Origin of the sequence: Devosia aquimaris, assembly GCF_020169335.1 — a bacterium.
Classification (GTDB): Bacteria; Pseudomonadota; Alphaproteobacteria; order Rhizobiales; family Devosiaceae; genus Devosia; species Devosia aquimaris.
Genome location: NZ_JAIEZN010000001.1, coordinates 614,766 through 640,335, shown reverse-complemented (window position 1 = coordinate 640,335; position 25,570 = coordinate 614,766). Strand labels below are relative to the sequence as shown.

18 protein-coding genes and 1 tRNA gene are annotated in these 25,570 nt (G+C 63.7%); 10 read left to right on the top strand and 9 right to left on the bottom strand.

The annotated features are described in order from the left end of the window. Positions 1–10: 10 nt before the first annotated feature. Positions 11–2,005, top strand: coding sequence for a CocE/NonD family hydrolase (locus K1177_RS03035; protein WP_224701847.1), 1,995 nt, complete (start codon positions 11–13; stop codon positions 2,003–2,005). A 631-nt stretch (positions 2,006–2,636) separates the two neighbouring features. Here the strand turns inward: K1177_RS03035 and K1177_RS03030 are convergent. The 4 genes from K1177_RS03030 to K1177_RS03015 form a co-directional block, all read right to left on the bottom strand. Next, complete coding sequence (locus K1177_RS03030) at positions 2,637–3,569, bottom strand: helix-turn-helix domain-containing protein (RefSeq protein ID WP_224701846.1); 933 nt, start codon at positions 3,567–3,569, stop codon at positions 2,637–2,639. A 237-nt stretch (positions 3,570–3,806) separates the two neighbouring features. Continuing rightward, complete coding sequence (locus K1177_RS03025; protein WP_224701845.1) at positions 3,807–8,045, bottom strand: fibronectin type III domain-containing protein; 4,239 nt, start codon at positions 8,043–8,045, stop codon at positions 3,807–3,809. Positions 8,046–8,617: 572 nt separating this feature from the next. Beyond that, on the bottom strand, positions 8,618–9,445 hold the full coding sequence (locus K1177_RS03020) for a DUF6544 family protein (protein WP_224701844.1): 828 nt from the start codon (positions 9,443–9,445) through the stop codon (positions 8,618–8,620). Positions 9,446–9,498: 53 nt separating this feature from the next. Continuing rightward, positions 9,499–10,155, bottom strand: a complete 657-nt coding sequence (locus K1177_RS03015) for a DUF998 domain-containing protein (RefSeq protein ID WP_224701843.1) — start codon at positions 10,153–10,155, stop codon at positions 9,499–9,501. A gap of 373 nt (positions 10,156–10,528) precedes the next feature. On the opposite strand from K1177_RS03015, the gene K1177_RS03010 reads away from it, so the two are divergent. Continuing rightward, positions 10,529–10,750, top strand: coding sequence for a hypervirulence associated TUDOR domain-containing protein (locus tag K1177_RS03010; RefSeq protein ID WP_224701842.1), 222 nt, complete (start codon positions 10,529–10,531; stop codon positions 10,748–10,750). 303 nt (positions 10,751–11,053) lie between these two features. Here the strand turns inward: K1177_RS03010 and K1177_RS03005 are convergent. Continuing rightward, positions 11,054–11,127, bottom strand: a tRNA-Gln gene (locus tag K1177_RS03005). Positions 11,128–11,432: 305 nt separating this feature from the next. On the opposite strand from K1177_RS03005, the gene K1177_RS03000 reads away from it, so the two are divergent. From K1177_RS03000 to K1177_RS02965, 8 genes are all read left to right on the top strand, one after another. After that, positions 11,433–12,362, top strand: coding sequence for an ArsR/SmtB family transcription factor (locus K1177_RS03000; RefSeq protein WP_224701841.1), 930 nt, complete (start codon positions 11,433–11,435; stop codon positions 12,360–12,362). 101 nt (positions 12,363–12,463) lie between these two features. Then, positions 12,464–13,975 carry an arabinosylfuranosidase ArfA gene (gene arfA, locus K1177_RS02995; protein WP_224701840.1) on the top strand — a complete coding sequence of 504 codons (1,512 nt, stop codon included), beginning with the start codon at positions 12,464–12,466 and terminating at the stop codon, positions 13,973–13,975. A 347-nt stretch (positions 13,976–14,322) separates the two neighbouring features. Further along, a complete protein-coding gene (locus K1177_RS02990) occupies positions 14,323–16,245 on the top strand; it encodes an ABC transporter substrate-binding protein (RefSeq protein WP_224701839.1) in 1,923 nt (640 codons plus the stop codon). 241 nt (positions 16,246–16,486) lie between these two features. After that, the gene (locus tag K1177_RS02985) at positions 16,487–17,491 is read left to right on the top strand and encodes an ABC transporter permease (protein ID WP_224701838.1); all 1,005 of its coding nucleotides are present in this window, start codon (positions 16,487–16,489) and stop codon (positions 17,489–17,491) included. Positions 17,492–17,498: 7 nt separating this feature from the next. Continuing rightward, positions 17,499–18,356 carry an ABC transporter permease gene (locus K1177_RS02980; RefSeq protein ID WP_224701837.1) on the top strand — a complete coding sequence of 286 codons (858 nt, stop codon included), beginning with the start codon at positions 17,499–17,501 and terminating at the stop codon, positions 18,354–18,356. 2 nt (positions 18,357–18,358) lie between these two features. Next, positions 18,359–19,399: an ABC transporter ATP-binding protein gene (locus K1177_RS02975; protein ID WP_224701836.1), complete on the top strand. Its 1,041-nt coding sequence runs from the start codon at positions 18,359–18,361 to the stop codon at positions 19,397–19,399. After that, positions 19,396–20,316, top strand: coding sequence for an ABC transporter ATP-binding protein (locus K1177_RS02970; RefSeq protein ID WP_224701835.1), 921 nt, complete (start codon positions 19,396–19,398; stop codon positions 20,314–20,316). Before K1177_RS02975 ends, K1177_RS02970 begins: the two co-directional genes overlap by 4 nt. Before the next feature lie 89 nt (positions 20,317–20,405). Continuing rightward, entirely contained in the window at positions 20,406–21,356 is a 951-nt protein-coding gene (locus K1177_RS02965; RefSeq protein ID WP_224701834.1) for a glycoside hydrolase family protein, read from the top strand. On the opposite strand, the gene K1177_RS02960 is transcribed toward K1177_RS02965, so the two are convergent. The 4 genes from K1177_RS02960 to K1177_RS02945 all read right to left on the bottom strand — a co-directional run bounded on the left by K1177_RS02960 (position 21,357) and on the right by K1177_RS02945 (position 25,475). Beyond that, complete coding sequence (locus K1177_RS02960; protein WP_224701833.1) at positions 21,357–21,899, bottom strand: GNAT family N-acetyltransferase; 543 nt, start codon at positions 21,897–21,899, stop codon at positions 21,357–21,359. Next, complete coding sequence (locus tag K1177_RS02955; protein ID WP_224701832.1) at positions 21,899–22,999, bottom strand: M24 family metallopeptidase; 1,101 nt, start codon at positions 22,997–22,999, stop codon at positions 21,899–21,901. The genes K1177_RS02960 and K1177_RS02955 overlap by 1 nt, the downstream gene beginning before the upstream one ends. 212 nt (positions 23,000–23,211) lie before the next feature. After that, entirely contained in the window at positions 23,212–24,798 is a 1,587-nt protein-coding gene (locus K1177_RS02950) for an ABC transporter substrate-binding protein (RefSeq protein ID WP_224701831.1), read from the bottom strand. Then, positions 24,798–25,475, bottom strand: coding sequence for a helix-turn-helix domain-containing protein (locus tag K1177_RS02945; protein WP_224701830.1), 678 nt, complete (start codon positions 25,473–25,475; stop codon positions 24,798–24,800). The genes K1177_RS02950 and K1177_RS02945 overlap by 1 nt, the downstream gene beginning before the upstream one ends. Positions 25,476–25,570: the final 95 nt, after the last annotated feature.

Genomic DNA, 25,570 nt, shown 5'->3' with positions numbered 1-25,570 from the left:
TGGAATTCCCATGACCATCCGCATCACCGAACATCTCTGGATTCCCATGGCCGACGGCACCCGCCTCGGCGCCCGGTTGTGGTTGCCCGAGGACGATGCCAAAGTGCCCGCCGTGCTGGAATATATCCCCTATCGCAAGCGCGACGGGACCCGCGGCCGCGATGAACCCATGCACGGCTATTTCGCCCAGAATGGCTATGCCGCCATTCGCGTTGACATGCGCGGCACCGGGGAAAGCGATGGCCACATGGCCGATGAATATCTCCGCCAGGAGCAGGACGATGCTCTTGAGGTTATCGCCTGGATTGCGGCGCAGCCTTGGTGCGATGGCAATGTCGGCATGATGGGCAAGAGCTGGGGCGGCTTCAATGGCCTCCAGGTGGCGGCCCGCCGCCCGCCGGCGCTCAAGGCTGTGATCACCGCCTATTCCACCGACAATCGCTATACCGACGACATCCACTACATGGGCGGCTTGCTGCTCAACGACAATCTGTGGTGGGGCACGATCATGCTGGCCTATCAAGCCCGCCCGCTCGACCCGGAGATCGTCGGCGACGCCTGGCGCGACGCCTGGCTCAAGCGTGTCGCAGAGCTGCCGTTCTTTCCCGCGCTGTGGACCGAACACCAACGCTATGACGCCTATTGGAAGCACGGCTCGGTCTGCGAGAATTTCGCCGATATCACCGTGCCGGTGCTGGCCATCGGCGGCTGGGCAGACAGCTATACCAATGCCGTGCCGCGCTTGCTTGAAGGCCTCAAGACGCCGCGCAAGGCCATCATCGGCCCCTGGGGCCATATCTATCCGCATGACGGCGTGCCCGGCCCGGCCATCGGCTTCCTGCAGGAGGCCGTGCGCTGGTGGGACCATTGGCTCAAGGGCCGGGACACCGGCGTGATGGCCGAGCCCGATCTGCGCGCCTATGTCAACGACAGCGTCGCCCCGACCGGCACGCGCACCGATGCGCCCGGCCGCTGGGTCGGCGAGGCGCAATGGCCCTCCCCGACCATTCTGCCCCGCACCTTCAGTCTCGGTGCTGATCATGGTCTCCATATCGGCACCGCGCCGGAAGGCATGCTCTCAATCTGCTCGCCGCTTAGCCATGGCAAGGCAGGCGGGGAATGGATGGGCACCGGATGCGTGGGCGAACATCCCACCGATCAGCGCCTAGACGATGGCGGCGCCCTGGTGTTCGATACGCCCGTGCTGGCAGAAGGCTTTGACGTGCTTGGTGCGCCCCTGCTGACGCTGCGGCTGGCGTCGGACAAGCCGGTAGCCCAAGTTTCGGTGCGTCTCTCCGATGTTCGCCCCGATGGCTCGGTCACCCGCGTCAGCTATCAGGTGCTCAACCTCACTCATCGCGACAGCCACGAGCAGCCTGAGCCGCTGGTGCCCGGCCAATTCTATGACGTTGTGGTCAAGCTCAACGATTGCGGGCATCGCTTTGCCGCCGGCCACGCCATCCGCGTCGCCATTGGCACGTCCTATTGGCCCATGGTCTGGCCGTCGCCGGAACTGGCGACGCTGACCATCGACACCACCGGCTGTACCCTCTCCCTGCCGGTGCGCCCGGCCGACAGCGCCGAAGTGTCGCTGCCGTCCCCGGCGCATGGGCCGGCGACCCCGGTCACCCAGCTCGATCCCGGCACGGTGCGCCGCTGGTCCAGCCAGGACCATGTCGCCGGCACCACCACCTATGTCACCGAAGGCATTGGCGGGTTGTTCGGCGAGGGCATTCTGCGCTTTGACGATATTGGCACCGAACTCAGCCACAGTCTCAAGCGCGAGCTGACCATTGCCGACAGTGATCCAAGCTCAGCCCGATATGTGCTCACCCAGAGCTACGAAATGGGCCGCGATGGCTGGCGCATCCGCATAGACAGCGTCACGGAGATGAATTCCGACAAGGATCAGTTTCATCTCTCCGGCAAAATGTTGGTCACTGAAAACGGGGAACGGGTAGCCGACCGCAACTGGAAAAAGTCGCTTGCCCGCGATCTGATGTAGCGCGATCTTGTCCAGTCATAAGCTCATCGCCGCTGCTGCTCATTGGCTCAAGCGCCGAACCCCATCGGCCAAAACAAACCTCCCTGCGCCAGCGATTGGCCCGAAACCCGAATTCGACCTATTGGATTGAGGGATCGGGGTGGCGCAGACAATCAAGGGCCAGCTACGAAGCGTCACGGATGAGGCGTTTGATCACGGCGTCCAGATCAGCCGTGCGCACTTGGACGCGGCTGCGCCTGCCCTGACACATGTGGCGAAACGGCAGAGGCGGGTCGTACCCCGTTTAGATGGCCCCGAAGGCGAAGACCCGGAGCAGGTGACGGCTCTCAGGGAATGTGCAAGGCAACCCGGACGCCCGAAAGAACGCCCAGAGCCGACCACTTTCTCGCAGCCTTCTCTGACTATCGGCAGACGGGGGCCGACAGTAGCCTGTCCGGTTTTGGTCGTCGCGTGTCAGAAAGCAGCGATTGCGTGCGCGGTTTTGGCTGCGGCTCAATGGTGGCGATTGAGAACTGGCCGTTTCTTGCCGGCAATCGAACAGCGTCACGGCTGCGTGACAAGTCGTCCTCGCGCCGACCATTCAGGGGACGCCTCGCTTCGCAAGGATCCGCGCAGGCCTTGGCTCGGCGCGTTAGCGCATGTGGTGGATCCAGGTCCACCATTGGTCGCTGTTCTTGCGCCCAGGCGGCAGGGTGTCTCGCTGGCCTGCGGCGGCGCGGACTTCGCGGGCCGTCATCCCTATCTTGCGGCTGAAAGCCCGGCTGAAGCTTTTGGGATGCAGGAAACCCATGGATTCCGCGATCTCGGCAATGCTCAGCCGATGCAGATCCGGATCGATCAGCGCGTCGTAGCAGCGTTTCAGCCGCCGGTCCTGAACATAGGTGGCAAAGCCCCCAAGGGGCTCGAAGAGATAGTAGAGCTTGCGCTCGGACATGCCGAACTGCTGGGCCACGGCGCTGGCCGATAGCGCGGGATTGGCCAGGTGGCGTTCGATATGGCGACGGATGCTGCCGATGATTGCCGATGCCACCGGTGCGGCCGCGGCTTCGTCAACGGCGCCGTTGAGTGCAGCGGCCGCCAGGGCAATGGTGGGGCTCAGGACCGACACCGCATCGTCTTCTCCCATCTCTGGCGCGGTGGTGATCAAGGCCTGCATATGGCTGCGCAACAGCTTGACCAGCGGGTCCTGCCCGGGGAGCACGCGCATGTGGTGCGACTGCGGCTGGCTCAGAAGCGGCGCAATGATCCTGCGGGGGAGGATGATGTTGAGGTTGGAGAACGCCGTTGTGCCCGATGCCAGCAGCTGAGTAAGGTCTGTGACCCACAGATCACCCGGGCGGGTCAGCTCGTCCGAACTGCCATCGCGCTGGCCACAGCTGCCTTCAACGTAGAACTGCAGCATGATGTGGTCGAGATTGTCTCGCTCGATCCTGCGGCGCGAGCGGTCGAACCATTGCGCAGGTGCACTGCACTGCCCAAGCGCCACGTCGCCGAGCAGGAATCCGTCGACCTGCGCCCGAAATGACGGGTCGACGCCAGAATTGAGCCGCGTGTCGAAAAGCACGCCGATGCTCTCCTGCCAAGCAGACAGAGCCGCGGCGTCCGACAATCCCCGAGTATCCAGCGTCGAATGCGGCAAGCCCACGATCAAACGCGCTCCTGACGCTGGGGTGGCTAAATTCATGCCCGGCCTTGATAATGCCAAGGCCCGATGCTTGGCAATCCGGGCCTAGAAGCCCAGGCCCAGGCGCATCTGCGCAGAGACCGACATCATGCCGTTGTTGGCGGTGTAGAGCTTGCTCTAAAGGCCGATTGTCCAGTTGCCGCTGCCCGACAGATCCACCCCGCCCGACAGCGCGGCGGACTGGGTGAACTTGCCGGCCGACAGCGTGGTGCCCAGGTCAATCTCGACAAAGGGTTGGATGGTCAGGCCTGTGTCGGTGAGCAGCCGATAGCGCAAAGTCGCCCCTGCATTGGCGCGCAATTGCTCGATCAGCATGGGCTGGATAGTGACCTGGGTGCCGCCAGCATTGGTCGCCACATAGCCCTGGGCATCCTCGCGCAGGTAGAAGAGCGCAACCTTGGGCAGCAGGGTCAGATCATCCGTGAGCGCAACGCTGCCGCTGAGCCCGGCCCGGGCCAGCCATCGCGTCGTGCCGAAGGTGCCAGAAAAGAAGCCGTCAGTCAGCGTGTTCCAGCTTTGCCCATAGATCAGGCCGGCGTCGAGATAGAGGTTTTCCGACAGTCCGGCGGAGAAATACGGTCCGACCGCCAGGCCGTTGCCCTTGCTGCGTTCGCGCCCCCCCTGCTCGTCCATCCAGTCGGCGTGGACGGAGACGCCCAGCAACAGGTTCTTGGCGGCAAGCATGTCGGCGCCCAGCGACAGCGCGGCGGCACTGCCCCAACGCTCGCCGGCATTGCCGGTCCGCACATGGATGGTGTTGCTGCCATCAATCCAGAACCGCAGGCCGCCATCATCCACCGGTGTCTTGGCGAGGCTCTCGGCGGCCCCCACTGCCGCGTTCTGCGTGCTGGCAGCATAGGCCATGGTGAGCGAATTGCCCGACCTGGGCGACAGCGACACTGTGCCCGGCTGGTTCGCCGTCACCGCGCTCGTGCGGTCCTGCAAGTTTGGGACGGAAATGCCCGACACCCAGAGATTGGACCGCGTGGTGACGAACTGGTCCCGCATCTGAGTAAGCTCCGCGGTGACCTTGGCCACGTCGGCGGACAGCGAATATCGGACGGTGAACAGCGTCGATGTGCCGATGGCGCTGGTCAACGTGTAGCGGACGATGGCCTCGCCGGTGAATTTCGGATTGGGCGTGAACTGCAGCACCGCAGGCGCGGCAATGATCGCGGCCGTGCCGGAGAAATCTGGGTCGACAGAGACGATCTGGGCGCTGGAGAAGGGACCGCCCGTCGCCCCGGCTGTCAGGTCAAGACGCGGCGGGGTACTTCCGCCCGGCACGACGATGCTACGCGCCGGCGCTGCGATCTCGCGCGGTGTCACGAGAATGGACAAGCTGGCGCTGGCCACCCCGCCACCGGTTTGGTCGGTGACGGCGATCTCGAAGCTCTGCGTTCCGAGCGCCGAGGCGAGCGGCGTGCCGCAGATCAGGCCCGTGCTGGAGTCGAGTGCCAGCCCATCCGGCAAGCGCCCGGTCCGCAGGGACCAGACGAGCGTCCCCGACTGGCCGCTCGCGGTCAGTTGCACGCTATAGGCATTGCCGATCGTCGCCGACGCCAAGGCTCCGCCCGCCGGCCCCAGCGTGAGTTGCGTCGCGGAAACCTGGAACGTCTGAGTGACCGTGACTGCCGGCAGGTTGGCGCCATCGCCGGGCTGCGCGGCGTCGATCACGCAGGAGCCGGCGGCCAGCAGCGAGACGGCCCCGCCCGCGGTGGTGGTGCGTACGGCCAGCGAGCGGGATGTGAAGCTGATGGGAAGGCCGGAATTGCTATTGGCCGTCAGCGACAGCGTCGCGCCAATGATCCGCGGACCAGGATTGGTGAAGCTGATCACCTGGCTGGCCTGCGGGGTGACTGCGGCGCTGGCCAACGAGGCCCGCCCGGTGCCCACTCCATTGATGGCGGTGACGGTGACGCTATAGGCGACGCCATTGCTGAGGCCCGCCAGGACAATGGGACTTGCCGTGTCGGATGCCGTGGCGCCGCCAGGCTGGGCTGTCACCGTATAGCGCGAGACGGGGCTGCCGCCCGTGAAGGCGGGTGCGACAAAGCTCACTGCCACCTGGCGATCACCGGCCTGAACGCTCACCTGGGTCGGGGCGTCCGGCACGACGGCCTGCACCGGAAAGCTGACCGAGGCCTGCGGCGCGGGCAGGAACGCCCTGTCGCCAGGCTGGTCCGCCGTGATGGTACAGAGACCAGGGCTCACCAGACTGACCACGCCCGATGCATTGACCGTGCAGATCGCCGGGGTGGTGGTGGCGAATGTCAGGGCCAAGCGGGAGCTGGCGCTGGCGACCAGCGTGATGGCGGGGCCGAAGGGCACCCCGCCCGGATCGCCCAGGGTTATGGTCTGAGGGCTCTTGGGCGTGGTGGTGCCGCTGGGATCGGATGCGGTGCCGGTGCCAATGCGGTTGGTGGCGCTGACCACAAAGCTGTAGTCGGTGCCATCGGTCAGGCCCATCACGGTAATGGGGCTGGCAGCGCCAGTTGCGCTTGCGCCACCGGGACTGGCCGTGACGGTATAGCTATCGATATCGACGCCGCCGGTGAATGCGGGCGCGCTGAAGCTGACTGTTGCCTGGCCCTGTACGGCAACCGCGGATACCTGGGTTGGTGCCCCCGGCAGCGTGGCGAGCACGGCGAAGTCGCGATTGACCTGCGGGGCGGGCTCAACGCTTTGGTTACCCGCCTGTTGGCCGACAATGCTGCAGGTTCCGGCCCACAAGAGGGTGACGACGCCGCTCGGCGCTATCGTACAGATGGCCGGGCTGAGGGTGCTGAGCGCCACGGTCAAGCCCGAACTGGCGGTGGCGGTGATGGTGATATTATCGGAGACACGTACTGTACCCGGGTCAGACAGGGTGATGGTTTGCGTGGCCCTGGGCGTCACGTCACCGCTTTGGTTTGACGAGACACTGGCCCCGGCGGAATTGGAGGCCGTCACGCTGAATCGATAGGTAACGCCATTGGTCAGGCCAGGCACGGTGATCGGGCTCGATGCACCATCCACCGCCGCACCGCCTGGCGTGGCCGTGACGCGATAGGCGCCAAGCGCGGCGCCGCCGGTGAAGCTGGGCGCTGTGAAGGCCACGGTGGCAGAGCCATTGCCGGGCGTGACGCCGGTCAGCACCGGCGCCTGCGGCACGACCGCCGTTATCACAAGCGTCTGTGTCACACGCGGTGCGGGCGCGACCGTGTTGTCGCCGGCCTGGTCTGCGTGGATGACACAGTCGCCGGCCAGAACCGGGGTCACCGCTCCGCGCGTGTCGACCTGGCAGATCGCGGGCGTTGTGGTCGAGAAACTGACATCGAGGCCCGAACTAGCATTGGCCGTCACAGTGGTGGTCGCGCCAAAGGCGATGGCGGGCGGCGGCGCAAAGGTGATCGACTGCGGTGTCTTGATCAGCAGGGAATCGCTTGCGACGGAAGGCGCACTGCTGCCGATGACGTTCCGCGCTGTCACCGCAAACGTGTAGCTCGTGCCGGTGTCCAGCCCCGCGATGCTCAGCGGGCTCGCGGCTCCGGTCACGGAACGGTTTCCGGGCGTGGCGACCACTGTATAGTCAAGGATCGCTGCGCCATTGCTGGGCGGGGTGCTGAAGGCGACCTCGGCTGTGGTGCCTGTCGCAATGGCACTGCTGATGGTCGGCGCGCCGGGCGCCAGGGCGAAGGTCACCTTGGTTGCAGCTGACGAAGCACTGTAGCCCTGCGATGATTGCGCGACCACATTGACCGTGCCAACGGCCTGGGCCGGCAGTTGAACCTCGAGCTGCTCGGGGCTCCACAAGCGGACATAGGGAAAGGCATCGAAGGTGCCAAACTTCAGGCCGCTCGTATCGGACAGGTTCTTGCCGCGGATGACCAGCATTTCGGGGGCGGCAGCATTGGTCGTCGATGGGGTAATGGACGTGATCTTGGGCTCTGACCCTTCACAAGTCACCATGGCGTAAATTCTGGTGTCAGGGTTGGAGAACATGTCGATCTGCACTTCAGCGCCATTGAATGGCGCCTGGCGCACGCCACTGATCTCCTGGACCTGGCTCATGCTGCCGTCGAGCAAGACTAGCTCGCCCCAGGAGGGCTGGAGTTGGAACGTATTGCCGCCAGCCACGGGTGACACCTGCGAGCGGACGAAATAGGTTACCGTCTCGCCTTGGGTGAGCTGGTATTGATAGGTCATGTAGTCGCTGAACGCATTCGGCAGCGTGACGCCGGCGCCCCAAGTCTGATTGATCGCAGCGCAGCCATTCGACATCGCCCACGCGACGGGCATGCTCACCACCATGGCAGCGAGCACGAGCAGCGTGGCCGTCAGAACCCGACTGAAAGCGCAATAGAACGACGACACCCTGGCTCCCCATATGGGCAGGCGTGCTCAGGCGCCAGCGCATCGGGCAGAGGAGTTGTCACCGACAGATGCAGCCGGGACACAAGCCGCAAGCCTCACGGGATCAGCCGATAGCAGCGGCATCAGGCGAAATCATCTTCCGCGCCAGTTGTTTGCGAAAAAGTAGCCGCAGCTGCACACGAGGTAACAATTCCTGCAAACCTGCGGCGCTGGTCCGGCCAGCCGCCGGGCGCCACCCATATCGCGACCGGGTCAATCCGCTCGACGAGAGTGGTGTGCGGCAGCAAGGACAGGATCGAACAGAGACAGGTCAAGACATCCTGAGACTGGAGGATGGCGGCTCTCTGGCCCCGCCGACCCAGCCATCGCGCTGTTGCCCCCCGAAAACCCTCCACGCCCCCAATTGGATGCGAGCGGGACGACCGGGCCGACCTGGCGTGTGTGGGTCACTGTGAGGGGCTCGAGTGCCGATGCGGGCAGCACCAACCGACCCACACAGTTCGATCGAAGAATCGGGGTCTGCACGCTTATATCTCTCGACGCATGCGGTCACGATGAAGGCCCCTGCCCCATTACCGCGCCTTGAAGTGCGTGAGACGCATCCTGCCATAGGTGAACGGTCCTTCAGGCAGATGCCAGATGGCTTCGCCCTCGCTGGCGAGGCGCCATCCACCAAAATTGCGGTAGGTCGAGAATGGTGTCGTCCAGCGCAACACGCGCAGGGAGCCGTCCTTTTCCAGCCTGCCCCGGTCTTGGGAAACGAAATCCACCAACTCCCCCTCATCATTGAAGACCAGTTCCGCCGAGACGGTACTGGGACCCAGCGTAAAGGCCACCTTGGCCCGGGTGTCATCGACCAGGGTCCATGTCAGGCGCGGGTCGACCAGGCGCGAGGGCGCAAGGAAGCAGAGGTCGTTCAGGATCGTGACCGTTTCGGTTCGGGTGAGGTCCGGCCCGGCGACATCGACGACGTTGACCAGTCCCGCCAAGCGTACTCGCATTGTCGCCTGGTCAGTGTCGAAGTCATGCAAAACCGCGACCGGCAAGCCGCTCATCCGCGTCGTCATCAGGAACAGCCGCCGGGGCAGATCGAAGCGTCCATACTGCGCCACCGGCCCGGACATGCCGGCCGCACCCGGGGCGTCATACATCGTGGCCTCGAATTTGAGCGTGATCTCGGTGACCACCGGTCGCCCGATCGAGCCGGTCAGCGCGATGTAGCGACGGACTGGTGGGGGCAGATGGGCGATGTCGGCCTCGGCTAGGCTCCTCGTTTCGTGACGGGGAATGGCAGTTGCCTTGGCCCTGCGTTTCTCGAAGACACGGACCAGGCTGGTCGTCCACGCGGTTAGGCAGAGACCCAGGCCCACAAGGGCGACACCTGCCAATAACCAGAACATGCTCAACCTCCCTGACGGGTGCACCCAAGTCGTTCGGGGTGTACGGCCACGCGCTATCCCCGCATGGCCCCGGGCTTGGCGATCCGGGCTGTCGCGTTCCCGCGCAACAGCATCACTGCCAGCACCGTCATCCAGAGCGAGGGGGCATAGACGCTGACGCGTTCGACAAGACCCATCCAGGGTGTTGGCAGGCCTTGCGCAATGGCGGAGATCTGCGTGCCAACCACGCCGCCAGCGACCACCATCGCCAGCATTGTCAGTATCGAGAACAGGCGAAAGCCGCGGCCAAACGCGCTGGCCCCAGTCGTCATGAACGTGACCATAAGCACCACGGCCACGATGGTCAGGACAATGTGCATCGTGTCGGTCGTAGAGACGACCGTTCCACGCATGTGCATGGGTGCAACCCAGCCCCAGACAAATGAGTTCAGGGCAAAGAGCCCTATCAGCACTGCGGTCGTCCTGAGGCTCACCCGTCCCGCGCTGGCACGCCAGACGCCAAGGGCGAAGGCGAATGATAGCCCGGCGTAGGGAAAGCCCATTGCCATCCAGAAGTTGCGTGACGGCGCACCAATGGCGGACAGCTCACTCACCTGCTGCGCCGTATAGTCGTATCCGGGATAGAGCCAGAACGAGGATACAAAATCCATTGCGATGAAGAACGCGGCGCCGACGATGCCGCATGCCAGCAAAAGGCGTGTCAGGGACATGGCCAACTCCCACGGACGGTTGCCGCGATGCTACTCAGCCAAGACGTCGAGATTGTTGATCTGCATCAATCCGATAGCTCGTTCAGCCCTCTACCCGACGGCATGGTCAATCCTGCCGATCGTCCAGCTTCTGCCAGGTCACCAATATTCCCCTCCCCGGAAGACCGCCTCGAAGCCGCAAATGAGAAATACCCACTGAGCCGCTCTCTGAACCGCATACCGATATCCGCTTTCGGGGACTCCCGAAGGCGCGTCCACCGACCGAAATCGGTCGTGGACCGGGGAATCCAGCCCATCTTGCCGGGCGGCAACGCCAGAACCGTTGCCGATTGCAACCAATGGTTTTCCTGGCGTATTCCTCAAGAGTGAGGACATGAACATGGCGCATCTGCAGATCGGGACGAATGTCAAATGGCGCTGGGGAGCGCATTGGGCCCATGGTCGTATCGAGCAGGTGTTTACGGAAAAGACCACGCGCACCATTCGTGGCACTCAGGTTACCCGAAATGCGAGCCCGGAAGAGCCTGCCTATCTGATCACACAGCCTCGGGGTGGCGTGGTTCTCAAGAACGGCAATGAAATTACCCAGGAGTAGGAAGCGCTGGTCTGTTCGGCAGCCTGCGTAACGCTTCCATTTGCCCAAAGGCGGACCCCAATATCCGCACCTTTGAGTGCACTGCCTCATCGATCCCAATGCTGAATTCATGTCACACGGACTCGCTGAGGGTGTCCAGAAACACCCAAGCGCCGTGTGCGATTGTCGATCCGGTCCGCGCTGGTGCGTCGATGTACCTTGCTGATCCTGCAATGACTCAGCGATGCGCCACACGATGGCACATAGCCAAACTGGTAGGGGCGCCCCACCAGTTTAAGTCTGTGATCTTGCTCATGGAAGATTTGGCTGGGGAACCTGGATTCGAACCAAGATTGACGGAGTCAGAGTCCGCTGTTCTACCGTTGAACTATTCCCCAGCAGGGGCGAGGCCCGCTGGCGTCGGCGGCGTTTGCCGTGGCGCGGGGTCTGCATAGACAATGCGCAAACAGATTGCAAGCGTGCGTAAGCGGGTTTTGCACGCTGGGGAAAAATCTCTTTGGCGGACAGGGATGTGGCGGTGCCGGCTGGCGTGCGTTGCCGGTGACAGGCGCCGTGCCGGCGCGTGCGCGGCTCAGCGTGCCGGTTGGGCGGGGTTGTGATGCGGCGGGCGGCGGAGTATCGATTGCATCAGAAAGCCTGATAGATAAGATTGTCACACTGCAGCGGACCGGAAAGAGCCGAAATGAGCCGAAATTTTCTGGTCGTAGACCCCGAAGAGGACATGGAGGTGCTCAAGGGTCTGGCCTCGCCGATCCGGGTGAAGATTCTCAAGCTGCTGCACGTCGAAGGCGCGATGAATGGCAATGACATTGCCGACAAGCTGGGCCTGCCCCAATCGACCGTCTCCACCAATATCCAGATTCTGGAGAGCGCCGGGCTGATCCGCACCGAGACGCAGAAGGCGCGCAAGGGCAATCAGAAGATCTGCCACTCGATGTTCGACGAGGTCATGGTGATGTTCAAGGAGGACATCAAGCCGCTGGCCAGCAACACCATCGAGGTGGCCATGCCGCTGGGCCTTTATACCAGCTGCGAAGTGTCGGCGCCCTGCGGGCTGTGCTCCACCGAAGGCATTATCGGCCTGCTCGATGTGCCCGATACCTTCCTTGACCCCGACCGCATGAAGGCCGGGCTGATCTGGTTCACCCGCGGCTATCTCGAATACCAGTTTCCCAACAATGCCAAGCTGAGCCAGACGGTGATCGAGGCCATGGAATTTTCCATGGAGCTCAGCTCGGAAGTGCCGGGGACCTCGGCCGACTGGCCCAGCGATATTACGCTGTCGGTCAATGGCACCGAGATCGGCACCTGGATGAGCCCGGGTGACTTCGGCGACAAGCGCGGCGTCTATACGCCGGACTGGTGGAAGCTCAAGGGCAGCCAATATGGCAAGCTCAAGAGCTGGCGCGTCACCACCGACGGCACCTATGTCGACGGCGTCAAGATCTCGCCGGTGTCGCTGGTGGATCTGGACCTCTCGACCCACCATTCGATCCGGCTGCGCATCGCCGTCAAGGCCAATGCCAAACATCCCGGCGGCATCAATATTTTCGGGCGTGGTTTCGGCAATTACGACCAGGAAATCATCATGCGGCTGCAGACCGAGCGCTAGCCGCAAAAAAGCACCCTGCCCCACTTGCGCGACATTCCCGGCCTCGTCTACAACGGGGCACGTGATACAAATCATAAAAACGGGATCAGTGGGAGGCAGCCGTGAAGGCAAGCGTTATCGCGCACAAGGATTTTACGATCAGCAAGATCGATGATCGTGTCTATGGGGCGTTCCTCGAGCATTTGGGCCGGGCGGTCTATGAGGGCATCTACGAGCCCGACCATCCGACGGCCGACGCCAATGGCATGCGCGGCGACGTGGCCAAGCTGGTCAAGGACCTCAATGTACCCGTGGTGCGCTACCCCGGGGGTAACTTTGTGTCGGCCTATAACTGGGAAGACGGCATCGGCCCGCGCGAGCAGCGCCCGACCCGGCTGGACCTGGCCTGGCACACCTCGGAAAGCAATGCCGTAGGCGTGCATGAGTTCGCCGACTGGTGCGCCACCGTGGGCACCGAGATGATGCTGGCCGTCAACCTGGGCAGCCGCGGCGTCGACGAGGCGCGCAATTTCCTGGAATATGTGAACCACCCCGGCGGCACCTATTGGAGCGACCTGCGCATCAAGAACGGTCGCAAGGAGCCCTGGAACGTCAAGATGTGGTGCCTGGGCAACGAGATGGACGGCCCCTGGCAGGTCGGCCACAAGGATGCCGACGAATATGGCAAGCTGGCCGCCAACACCGCCCGCGCCATGCGCATGTTCGACAATTCTCTCGAGCTGATCGTGTGCGGCTCCTCGCACATGGACATGCCCAGCTTCCCTGACTGGGAACGCATTGTGCTCGAGCACACCTACAACCACGTGGACTTCATCAGTCTGCACATGTATTTCGCCAATCGCGACGACAATACACCGAACTATCTCGGCCTCAGCGAGAAGCTGGACCGCTATATCGAGACCGTCGCGTCGACCATCAAGCAGGTCAAGGCCAAGAAGAAGAGCAAGAAGGACATCTATATCTCCTTCGACGAGTGGAATGTCTGGTACCATTCCAACAAGAAGGATCGCGAGATCCTGGACGGCAACAGCGGCTGGCCGCATGCGCCGGGCCTATTGGAAGACATCTACAATTTCGAAGATGTGCTGATGGTCGGCCTGATCCTGAACACCTTCATTCGCCGCTCCGACGTGGTCAAGATCGCCTGTATCGCCCAGCTGGTGAACGTGATCGCCCCGATCATGACGGAAAAAGGCGGCCCGGCCTGGGCACAGACCATCTACTACCCGTATTACTTCGCTTCGGTGTTCGGCCGCGGCACGGCGCTGGACCTGGTCGTCAACTCGCCCGGCTACAGCACCACCCATGCCGACGAGACGCCCTTTGTGGATATCTCGGGCGTGCACAATGAAGACGAGGGCACGCTGACCTTCTTCCTGGTCAACCGCCACACCACCGATTCCATCGATGCCGAAGTGAGCCTGCAGGGCTTTGCCACCGGCTCGGTGGTGGATCACCAAGTGATGACCCATCCGGACCTCAAGGCCGTCAACACGGCCGGCAAGCAGGATGAAGTCAAGCCACGCAAGGGTGACGGCGCCAGCATTGCCAATGGCACGCTGACCGTCTCGCTGCCGCCCTATTCCTACCAGATGGTGCGCGTGAAGGTCTGATCGGGTTCGGCTCGCACGGGCACTGAATGTGCTCCCTGCCGGTGGCGTTGGGGTTAACATCATGTTGACCGCAGCTGCAGCGTAACCGTGCTAGGGTGCGAAAATCCGGTGGGATTACTGGTCGGCGCGCCTGCGTCCGGCAGCGTCTTTGACGACGCACAGACACGCATCGAAAAAGGGGATCATCCGCAAGGATGGTCCCCTTTGTGCTCTGTATCATGATTTTGGATTTATATCAGCACACCCGTTGACAACCCTCCGGCCTAAGTTAAGTATGACAAATGTTGGCGGGTTCACCGCCGCGGCGCGACGTGTGGGAGACATGTCGCAAAGGGAGGAAAACACAGATGGATAGACGCAGTTTCCTTATTGGAACGACGGCTGTCGGCGCGCTCATGGCCGCTGGCAAGGGCCTGGCCTATGCCCAGGAAAGCAGCGCGCCCGACCTGGCGCAGTTTCCGCGCAACGAAACGGTGATCGTGCACAACCCGGAAGGCACCATCCGCAATCCCGGTTGGTTCAACCTGTGGGCCAATGGCGGCGGCGGCCTGAGCACCGGCCTGCAGCAGCTGACGGCAGACACGTTCTGGTACATCGACCCCGATGCCGGCGTGCAGGGCAAGAGCGAAAACGCCATCTATTATTCGCTGGCCGAAGGCCCGTGGGAATATAACGACGACTTCTCCGAAATGACGGTGAAGCTGCGCAAGGGCATCATGTGGAGCGACGGCGTGGAGTTCACCGCCGACGACGTGGTGTTCACGGTCGAAAAGCAGGCAGCAACGCCCGGCACCGGCTGGTACGGCGCCTTCTCGACGCAGATCGAAACCGTCACCGCCGAGGACCCCTATACGGTTCACTTCAAGCTCAAGGCGCCCAATTCGCGCTTCCACACCACCTTCTCGGTGCGCTGGAATGCCGCCTGGATCATGCCCAAGCATGTGTTCGAGGGCGTCGAGGACATCGTCGCGTTCGAGAACAATCCGCCGGTCAGCCTTGGCCCCTACACGCTGCATTCGTTCGATCCGAACGGCACCTGGTATATCTGGGAAAAGCGCGCGGACTGGGACAAGACCACCATCGCCCTGGTTGGCGAGCCCAAGCCCAAGTACATCATCTACCGGAACAATATTTCCACCGACAACCGGCTCATCGAGATGCGCAATGGCAATCTCGACATGATCCACGACCTGTCGCCGGAAGGCACGTTCTCGATTGTGCAGCAGGATCCGAACGTCCAGGGCTGGTTCCCGGGCTTCCCCTATGCGCATCCCGATCCGACGCTGCCGATGGCCGTGTTCAACCTGCAGAACCCCAAGTTCCAGGACAAGCGGGTCCGCTGGGCCCTCACGCTCATGCTCGACGCACGCGCCATGTCCATGGCGTCCTATCGTGGCGCGGCGACCCTGTCGGCCATCTCCATCCCGCCCACCGGCACCCATCCGCGCGACTATCATGCGCCGCTGCAGGACTACCTCATCAACTTCGAGGTCGACACCGGCACCCGCAAGATCAAGCCGTATGACCCCGATGTCGGCCTGCAGATCGCCGAAATGGTGCGTCCGCAGTTCGGCGATTCCGTGCCGACCGACCCCGATGCCATCCGCAATTCCTTCGGCTACGGCTGGTGGAAGACCGATGTGCAGGCGGCTGAGGAACTGCTCACCGCAGCTGGCTTCAGCAAGAGCGGCAACCAGTGGATGATGCCCGATGGCTCGCCCTTCACCATCAGCGTGCTGGTACCGCAGGAAGGCGTGATCAACCGCCTTGGCGTGATGATTGCCCAGAGCTGGGCCCAGAACGGCGTCCAGGCCACGGCCGAAGTCGCCACCGACATCTGGGATCGTACCGGTGCGGGCGATTTCGAAGTGGAAATCGGCTGGGCCGTGGAGACCTATGGTGGTCACCCCGATCTCGCGTTCTTCCTGGACAGCTACCACTCGTCCTTCGTGGCCGAGCCGGGCGCGACCCAGCCGGGCCGCAACTGGATGCGCTGGAAAGATCCGCGTCTGGACGAGATCATCAACAAGGTCCGCGCGATCGACTTCAACGATCCCAAGGCGATCGAGTACGGCCACGACTTCGTCAAGCTGCACCTCGAAGAAATGCCGAACATCCCGATCATGTCGTACAACGTGTTCTCCATCCAGTCGAACCGCTACTGGACCGGCTGGCCGAACGCGGACAACAACTACGCCAACCCAGTCACCAACTGGTCGAACGGGAAGTATATCTTCACGCAGATCACCCCCGTCGAAGGGGCGGTCTAGGGTCCTCCCGGGTCGCATGGCTTCGGCCATGCGGCCTCAGGGGAGCGCGGGAGACCGCGCTCCCCGCCCATGCCCAATGGCGTGGTGGCACCACGCCCAATTCGATCTCCGGCGCGTCGCGGACTGAGGATGCGTCCAGCGCCCGAGCAACACGCACCCTCCATGCGATGACGCGTCCCCTGCCCCAATGGGCGGCACGGCGCGGACGAGGGCTGCAGGCCAGGACGGTTGAGGAGTCCGAATGCAAGGTTATCTGGTTTTTGTCGGCAAGCGCCTGCTGCAATTGCTGGCGGTCATTTTCTTCGGGGTGTCGGCGACATTCCTGGTGACCCATCTGTCCCCCATCAGCCCCGTGGAAGCCGCGCTCGGTCGCATGACCGCGCGCTCGGTCTCCAATCCCGAGGCCATCGTGGCGATGCGCGCGGCGCTCACCGAGCTCTATGGCGTGGAAGAGCCCATCATCACCCAATACATCAATTTCTGGGCCCGCCTGGTGCGGGGCGATTTCGGCCCCTCGCTGCTGGCCTTCCCCACCCCGGCAATGACGCTGGTGATGCGCGCCCTGCCCTGGACCGTCACCCTGCTCACCCTGGCGACGCTGATCACCTTCGTGATCGGCAATGTGATGGGTGGCCTGGCCGGCTACAGCCAGAACAACCGCTTCCTCAAGGCTTTCGGGCTCGTGGCCATCGGCATCCAGCCGATCCCCTATTATGTCGTCGCCTTCATCATGCTGATCGTGTTCGGCTTCCTCTGGCCGGTGCTGCCGATCTCGGGCGGCTTTGCCATGGATGTCTCGCCCGGGTTCAACTGGCCCTATATCTCGTCGGTGATCCAGCACGCGACCCTGCCGGCCCTGTCGCTGGTGCTGGTCGGCTTCGGCGGCTGGTTCCTGGGCATGCGCGCCCTGGTCTCCAATATCGTCACCGAAGACTATGTGACCTATGCCGAACTGGCCGGCGTCAAGCGATCCACCATCGTGACCGGCTATGTGATGCGCAATGCCCTGGTGCCGCAGCTGACGGCGCTGGCCATGGCGCTGGGCGGCGTGTTTTCCGGCACGGTGATCACCGAGCAGGTGTTCAACTATCCGGGACTGGGTTCGCTGCTGATCGATGCGGTCAATGCCGGCGACTATTCGCTGGTGCTGGCGGTGTCGAGCGTGTCCGTGACGGCGGTGGCCATCGCCATCTTCATCGTGGACCTGCTCTATCCCATCCTCGATCCACGCGTGCGGGCGGAGTAGTAAGACCATGTTTGCCGTATTCCGCGACCTTATCCGCTACAATATCGAGTTTGCCATCGGGCTGATCCTGGTGGGCGCCGTGGTCATCTTCGCCTGCCTGAGCTTCTTCTCGCCGGTGGACCCCAGCCTGATCTACATGACCATTCCGGACCAGCCGCCATCGGCGCAGTACTGGTTCGGCACCAATTCGCGCGGCCAGGACATGTTCTGGCAGCTCTCGGCCGCCATGCGGAACAGCCTGACCTTCGGCCTGACGGTGGCGGTGCTCTCGCGCATCATCTCCATCGCCGTGGGCCTGACTGCCGGCTATGTAGGGGGCTGGGTCGACCGGGTGCTCATGTTCATCAACGACATCTTCGTGGCCATCCCCATCTTCCCGGTGCTGGTGCTGTTCTATTTCGTGCTGCGCAACAACATGGACAGCCTGACGCTGGCCCTGATCATGGCCTGCTTCGGCTGGCCGTTCGATGCCCGCCTCATCCGCTCGGTGGCGCTGGGCCTCAAGCATCGCGAGTTCACGCGGCATGCGGTGTTTGCCGGCATGTCGACGCGCAAGGTGCTGCTGGAAGAGCACCTGCCCTATGTGATGCCGATCGTCTTTGCCACCTTCATGAACAACATGCTGTGGTCGATCGGCCTGGAGGTGACGCTGGCCGTGCTGGGTTTCACCAATATCAACAACCCCACCATCGGCACCTCGCTCTACTGGGCCAACAGCCACTCGGCCATGGTGGTGGGCGTCTGGTGGTGGATCGCCATCCCGGTGGCGATGATCGTGATCACCTTCATCGGCCTGTTCCTGCTGGCCATGAGCATGAACGAATATATCGACCCGCGCAGCCGCCTGCGCCGCATGGGAGCCTGAGCATGAGCCAGACCACCAAACAGGACATCCTCAGGGTCAATGACCTCAAGGCCTATTACCAGATGAACTATTTCGGCGTGAACCGCGAGGTCCGGGCCGTGGATGGCATCACCATGACGGTGCGCAAGGGCGAGGTCTATGGCATCGCCGGCGAAAGCTCGTCGGGCAAGACCAGCTTCATCAAGGTGCTGGCCGCCGCCATCCGGCCGCCGCTGCGCGTCGTCTCGGGCACGGTCGAGTTCGACTTCAAGAGCGGCAAGATCGACGTTGCCCATGCCTCGCCCAGCGAGGTCGAGCGCGTGCGCTGGCGTGACCTGAGCTACATCATGCAGGGCTCGATGAGCGTGCTCAACCCGGTGCGCAAGATCGGCAAGACCTTCCGCGACTTCGCCTTCCGTCCGCTTGGGCTTTCCAACGAGGCCTTCGAGGCGCGGGTGATCGAACACCTGCGCCGCCTCAAGCTGCCGCCGGAGGTGCTCAACGCCTTTCCGCACGAGCTCAGCGGCGGCATGCGGCAGCGCGTCACCATCGGGCTGGCCACGGTCTGCCATCCCGAGTTCGTCATTGCCGACGAGCCGACCACCGCGCTCGACGTGGTGGTGCAAAAGGAAGTGCTGGGGCTGATCCGCGAGATCCAGCAGGACATGAACAGCTCGGTGGTGTTTGTGACCCATGACATGAGCGTGCATGCCAACATGGCCGACCGCGTGGGCATCATCTATGCCGGTCGCCTGGTGGAGGAAGGGCCGACGCGCGAGATGTTCTTTGCGCCCAAGCACCCCTATACCGCCCATCTAGTGGCCAGCCTGCCGCGCATTGGTGACACCACGCAGCGCCCGGCGCTGGAGGGTCGCCCGCCCAATTTGGCCGATCCGCCGCAGGGCTGCCGCTTCCATCCGCGCTGCCCGCTGGCCGTCGACAAGTGCCGCAAGGACGTGCCGCCGCTCGAACAGGTCGGACCGGACCACCGCACTGCCTGCTGGCGCTGGCAGGACGTCAAGCCGCTGGTCAGCCCGCATGTGGCCCATGGAGTGATGGCATGACAACGCTGCTGGAAGTTCGCAACGTCAACAAGCGCTTCACCATGGGCGGGCTGCTCGGTCGGCGCGTGATCAATGCGGTGCAGGACGCCAATCTGACGCTGTCTTCGGACAAGCCGGAGATCTTCACCATCATCGGGGAATCGGGCTCGGGCAAGACCACGCTGGCCCGCATGATCCTGGGGCTGGAACTGCCCACCTCGGGCGAGATCAGCTTTGCCGGCAAGACGGTGAGCCATCGGGTGGGGCGGCAGGAACGCCTCGACTTCATGGCCAAGGTGCAGCCGGTGTTCCAGAACCCCTTTGAGGCGTTCAATCCGCTCAAACGGGTGGATCGCTATCTGGAATCCACGGCCAGGCGCTTCCTGAGGCTCAAGAGCCGCGACGATCTCGACGGCGCCATGGATGGCGCCTTGCAGAAGGTGGGCCTGAGCCTGGCCGAAGTGCGCGGCCGCTATCCGCACGAAATGAGCGGCGGGCAATTGCAGCGCGCCGCCATCGCGCGGGCGCTGATCCCCAATCCGCCGCTGCTGGTGGCCGATGAGCCGGTCAGCATGGTGGACGCGAGCCTGCGCATGAGCATCGTCAACCTGCTCAAGAGCCTGCGCGATGATCTGGGCGTGTCGGTGATCTACATCACCCACGATCTGGCGACGGCCTATTACATCTCCAACCGGCTGATCATCATGCAGCGCGGGCGGATCGTGGAAATGGGCGACGCGCGGACCGTGCTGGACAATCCCGAGCACCCGTATTCGCGCCTGCTCAAGGCCAGCGTGCTCTCGACCGAGGACGCCGGCGCGGGCAAGCTGGCGACTGACCCCGAGATGGTCGAGCTGGCCAATGAACTGGTCAAGCGCCCGGGCCGGCTGGTCGACCGGCCGGATGGCCGCATGGTCATGAGCTACGACCGCGCCTAGCCAGGCGCCTGTTTCGGCAGGCCGCGGCGGCCCCTACGCGGGGCGTTGCGGCCTGATCCCATGTCATTGCCAGAGCACGAGCGGACAGCATGAGTACGGCGATCTTTCGCGACCCGATCGAAGACGGGGCGGCGGACCCCACGGTGATCCGCCGCGCGGGCAGCAATGAATGGTGGATGTTCTACACCAATCGCCGGCCAGAGGCCGTGGGGCCAAAGTTCACCTGGATCCATGGCTGTGCCATCGGCATTGCGGTCTCGACTGACGATGGCGCGAGCTGGACCTATCGCGGCACCGTCAAGGGCCTGGATGCCCCCGGCGACGTGCCTGGCAGCAATACCCATTGGGCGCCCGAGGTGATCCATGCCCTGGGGCAATATCACATGTTCCTCAGCTATATCTCGGGGATACCGGATGACTGGCCGGGCGTGCCGCGCACCATTGTGCATTACACCAGCCCGGATCTGGAAAACTGGACGCGGGTCGGCCCGGTGGCACTCAGCAGCCCGCGGGTGATCGATGCCGCCGTGGCGCTGTGCCCCGATGGGCTCTGGCGTCTGTGGTACAAGGACGAGAACAACCATTCTGCCACCTGGGCGGCGACGAGCCCGAACCTCAAAGACTGGACCGTCGAGGGCGAGGTGATCCCCGGCGACAAGGGCGGGCGCGGCCATGAGGGCCCCAATGTCTTCGTGCTGGGCGGCTGGCACTGGATGATCGTGGACGAGTGGCGCGGCCAGGGCGTCTATCGCTCGACGGACGCGCGGAATTGGCAGTGGCAGGGGCTGATCGGCGATGTGCCGGGTCTGGCCGAGGATGACCGGCGGCTGGCGCGCCACGCCGATGTGGTGGTCATGGGCGAGCATGCCGTGCTCTATTATTTCACCCATCCCGAATGGAATGAGCACAGCCAGGCCGAGGGCCCGCCCGATGTGGCGGCGCGGCGCACCGCCATCCACCATGGCCGGCTGCGCGTGGTCGATGGAGTGCTGGTGCTGGAGCGCGATGTGCCGGGCGATGTGCCCCTGCTGCGGACCTGATCAGCCTCTCGCCAGCGCCTTGCGCTCGAACAGGATCGTGGGGTGGTCCTTGTAGGTTGCCCTTGCATATTCGGCGTAGCCGAGCCGTCCGGCCAGAGCCAGCGACGGCATGTTGGCCGGGTCGATCATGCAGACCGTGCGCGGATGGTTCAGGTCGGCCCAATCCAGCAGCGCCTGCAGGGCTTCGCGGGCGAGGCCCTTGCCATGGTATTGCGGCAGCAGCACCCAGCCGGCCTCAGGCGTATCGCCAAAAGCGGCGGTGATGTCGCGCTGGAAATCGGCGAGGCCCACCTCGCCCACCAGTGCCCCTGTGGTGCGGTCGGTGACCAGCAGATAGCCATAGCCGCGCAGCGACCAGAGCCCGGCATAGCGCAGCAGCCGCGCCCATACCTCTTCCGGCGTGCTGGGTCGCCCGCCGATGAAGCGGATGACGCCCGGTTCGGCCCAGAGTGCGCAGCAGGGCGCAAAATCCTCAACCGTATGCGGCCGCAGGATCAGGCGCGCCGTGGTGAGCACGGGCGCCGGCCCCATGGTTGCGCCCATCACCCCACCGCCACGGCGGTGCGAGGCATGTCGGAGAGGATTTCGGCGACGCCATTGCGGATGATGACGATCTCTTCCAGCCGCAGGCCGAAGCGGCCCTGCAGGTAGATGCCCGGCTCGATGGAGAACACCATGCCCTCTTCGAGCACCGTGTCCGAGGTGGCGGTGATATAGGGCGTCTCGTGGATGTCGATGCCCAGGCCATGGCCGGTGCGGTGGAGGAAATTGGGGCCATAGCCGGCGGCGGTGATGACGTCGCGGGCGGCCTTGTCGACCTCGCTGGCGCGCGTGCCGGGCTTGGCGGCGGCGATGGCGGCCTCGACGGCCCGATCAAGGATCGAGTGGATCTGGCCAAAGCCCTCGGGCGCCGTGCCATAAAAGCCCACGCGGGTCATGTCGCTGGGATAGCCATGGATGCGCGCGCCGGTGTCGATCAGCACGGCATCGCCCTCGGCGAGCCTGGTTTCGCCGGTATGGTGGTGCGGGAAAGCGCCATTGGGACCAAAGCAGACCGAGCAGAATTCGGTGGTGGCGCCATTGGCCTTATAGAAATCGCGGATGGCAGTGGCCACTTCGCGCTCGGTGATGCCCGGGCGCAGCGCGGCAAAGCCGGCGGCCATGGCGGCATCGTTGAGCACGGCGCTCTTCTTGAGCGCGTCATACTCGGCATTGTCCTTGCGCGAGCGCAGATAGCCCACCGTGTCATTGGTGAAGCGGCGGCTGGCGCCGGGCAGCGTATCGAGCACCAGCAGCGTGAAATCGGCGCGCATGGTCTCGTCCAGAACGATTGAGGGCGCCGTGCGGTCAATGCCGGTGGCGGCAATCAACTGCTCCAGCGCATCGGCGGGGCCATCGGCATCGGCCCAGGGGAAGAACGGCAGGTCGGTGTGCTGGCGGGCGCTGTCGACATTGAGCGCAGGCATCAGGAAGCCGGCAAAGCTTTGGCTGATCATGAGCAGAACCGGGCGCTCGTCGCCATGCGGGGACAGATCGGCCAGATAGAGCATGTGGCTCGAGGGCCCGATGACCACCAGATCGGTCGCAGTGGCCGCCATGCGGGCACGCAGATTGGCGAGGCGGGTTTGCAGAGTGGCGTTCATGGGCGGGCTCGATGCTGACTGAATTAGGGGTGGCAGTGGGCGTGCGCGGCCGGCGCAGCGGGCGCCACTGACAGAGAGGACCGCCTGGTGGGCGGCCCTGAACGGAGACGGGTAACTGGGGCCGGGCCACGAAGAGGGAGGTGGTCCGGCCCCGCTGCGACAGCGGCTTGGGGACGCTGTCGTCTGGTGGGCGAAGCGCGCGGGGCGCCAGCCTAGTTCTTGGTCACGAGGCGATAGTAGACAAAGTCCGAGGTCGCGCCGTTGACATAGCCTTCGACATTGTTGGCCATGGCGATGGTCAGCGCGGCCTGGAACATGATGACGATGGGCGAGGACGCCTGCACCTGCTTCTGCAGGTCGACATAGAGCTCATCACGCTTGGCCTGGTCGGATTCGGCCAGGGCAGCGGTGACTTCCTTGTTCAGCGCGTCCGGAACAGCCCAGGCGTTCCGCCAGGTGGTGGTGGCGGTGTAGTTGTCGTCCGAGTTGTCCGAGTTGTAGGCGAAGGCCTTGGCGTTGGAGTGCGGGTCCATGAAGTCGGGGCCCCAGTACAGCAGCATGGCCTGGTGGGTGCGCTCGCGGTACTTGGTGATCACCTGGGCGCCAGTGCCCGGGAGAATCTCGAAGTTGATGCCCGCTTCGGCGAAGGTCGCCTGCAGCGACTGCGCCATGTCGGTGAAGGGCGCGGCATTGATCACGTCGAGGGTGACGTTGATCGGCGTCGCGACACCGGCGTCAGCCAGAATCTGCTTGGCCTTTTCCACGTCCAGGCTGAACGGGGTCTCGTCATAGGAGCCGGGGAAGCCCTTGGGCCAGAAGGCCTGGTGCTTTTCCATCTGGCCCTTGAGGAAGGACTGGGTCATGCCATCGTAGTCGACCAGGTAGCGCGCGGCTTCCCAGACGGCGGGCGGGGTCAGGGCTTCGTCCTTCTGGTTGAAGGAGAGGAAGTGCACGGCCGCCTGCGGATAGGTTTCCACCTTGATGGTGTCGGTGGACAGGCCCGAGATCTGGTCCGGGGTCAGGTTCTTGGCGATGTCGACGTCGCCCGAGCTCAGCAGCAGCTGCTGGGTGGCGGCTTCGGCAACGTGGCGGATCAGGATCTGCTTCATGGCGGGGGCGCCACGGAAGTAATTCTCATTGGCGGTAAGGCGGACGATTTCAGCGGGGCGGAAATCGGTCATCACGAAGGGGCCCGAGCCAGCCGAATGGGTGTTCAGCCAGGCATTGCCCATGTCGCCGGCGGTCTCGTTGGCCATGACCAGCACTTCATCGACGATGGAGGCCGGGCGCGAGGCCAGCACGTTGAGCACGAAGGCGGAGGAGAAATCGCCCTCATACTTCACGATGACCTTGTTGCCATCGATGGTGACCATGTCGGCGATGTTCTCGGGGGTCCAGCCGAGCTGGGTGAGAATGAAGGCCGGGGTCAGGTTGAGCTTGACCACGCGGGTGAAGGAGAACACCACGTCTTCGGGACGCACGGGGTTGCCGGAGGCAAACTTGGCGTCGCGCAGGGTGAAGGTGATGGTCTTGGCGGCATCATCGGCCACCCATTCAGTGGCGAGGCCAGGTGCCAGCACCGTGGTGTCCTCGGCTTCATAGCCCACCAGGCGATCATACACATTGGTGTTGATCTCGCCGGAGGTGAACTCATAGGCCTGGGCCGGATCGAGGGCGACGATGTCGTCGATGTTCTGGGCGACGACGAGAGCGTCGGCAGGCGTGGCGGCGATAGCGGCGACACTGCCCAAAGGCAGAGCCAGCGCCGTCGCCAGCAAGGCTGCGCGGAAGAGTTTCATCAGCGTTTCTCCTGGGGTTTGACGATTTTCTTGTTTTTCACCGGCCGAAGGCCAGGTCTGGTAACCGCATCAGGCTGGCGCGAGGGCTTGGCCGATGAGCGGAAGAGCGCGAGCGTGCCGGTCCAGAGGAGGCGCGCAGGTTTGTCGGTGTGGTTGGACCACGAATGGGGGCGATTGCCGCGGAAATGCAGGCTGTCGCCGGCGCTCATGATCATCTCGTCGCCATCCAGGCGCTGGGTGATGGCGCCTTCGAGCACATAGAGGATTTCCTCGCCCTCATGCGCCACGGTCTCGGAGCGATAGCCGGGCGGCACTTCCATGACGAAGCTGGAGAGCATGTTGCCGGGAAAATCGGTGCCCAGGCGCTCGTAGACGATGGAGGAGCCATCAAGGGAAAAGCGGTTGCGCTCCCCTGCCCGCGTCAGCGCGGTCTTGGCGGTGGGGGCGGAGACGAAATAGTCGATGCCCACGCCCAAGGCTGCGGCAATCTGGGCCAGCGTGCCCAGCGAGGGGGTGGCATGGTCGCGCTCGACCTGGCTGAGATAACCCACCGAAACCGCGGCCGCCTTGCCAAGCGCTTCCAGCGTCATATGCTGCTGGCGACGGCGGGCGCGAATAAGAGCCCCCACCCTGGGGTGCCCGTTCGGATCAATCCTGGTCAGCGCTGCACTTGTCATCAAACCACCAAAATTTTTTTGATATAAGCAAAGTTTTCTGTATGGTGGAAGCGAAATGTGAGGGGCTTCACAATCTGCAGAAGAGTCAATCTGCG

Bases quoted from the DNA above. Each gene is read 5' to 3' on its own strand.
- K1177_RS02970 (WP_224701835.1), top strand. From the start codon at position 19,396: ATGACAACGCTGCTGGAAGTTCGCAACGTCAACAAGCGCTTCACCATG.
- K1177_RS03015 (WP_224701843.1), bottom strand. From the start codon at position 10,155: ATGTCCCTGACACGCCTTTTGCTGGCATGCGGCATCGTCGGCGCCGCG.
- K1177_RS03035 (WP_224701847.1), top strand. From the start codon at position 11: ATGACCATCCGCATCACCGAACATCTCTGGATTCCCATGGCCGACGGC.
- K1177_RS02985 (WP_224701838.1), top strand. From the start codon at position 16,487: ATGCAAGGTTATCTGGTTTTTGTCGGCAAGCGCCTGCTGCAATTGCTG.
- K1177_RS02980 (WP_224701837.1), top strand. From the start codon at position 17,499: ATGTTTGCCGTATTCCGCGACCTTATCCGCTACAATATCGAGTTTGCC.
- K1177_RS02965 (WP_224701834.1), top strand. From the start codon at position 20,406: ATGAGTACGGCGATCTTTCGCGACCCGATCGAAGACGGGGCGGCGGAC.
- K1177_RS02975 (WP_224701836.1), top strand. From the start codon at position 18,359: ATGAGCCAGACCACCAAACAGGACATCCTCAGGGTCAATGACCTCAAG.
- K1177_RS02945 (WP_224701830.1), bottom strand. From the start codon at position 25,475: ATGACAAGTGCAGCGCTGACCAGGATTGATCCGAACGGGCACCCCAGG.
- K1177_RS02960 (WP_224701833.1), bottom strand. From the start codon at position 21,899: ATGGGCGCAACCATGGGGCCGGCGCCCGTGCTCACCACGGCGCGCCTG.
- K1177_RS03010 (WP_224701842.1), top strand. From the start codon at position 10,529: ATGAACATGGCGCATCTGCAGATCGGGACGAATGTCAAATGGCGCTGG.
- K1177_RS02990 (WP_224701839.1), top strand. From the start codon at position 14,323: ATGGATAGACGCAGTTTCCTTATTGGAACGACGGCTGTCGGCGCGCTC.
- K1177_RS03020 (WP_224701844.1), bottom strand. From the start codon at position 9,445: ATGTTCTGGTTATTGGCAGGTGTCGCCCTTGTGGGCCTGGGTCTCTGC.
- K1177_RS02955 (WP_224701832.1), bottom strand. From the start codon at position 22,999: ATGAACGCCACTCTGCAAACCCGCCTCGCCAATCTGCGTGCCCGCATG.
- K1177_RS03000 (WP_224701841.1), top strand. From the start codon at position 11,433: ATGAGCCGAAATTTTCTGGTCGTAGACCCCGAAGAGGACATGGAGGTG.
- K1177_RS02950 (WP_224701831.1), bottom strand. From the start codon at position 24,798: ATGAAACTCTTCCGCGCAGCCTTGCTGGCGACGGCGCTGGCTCTGCCT.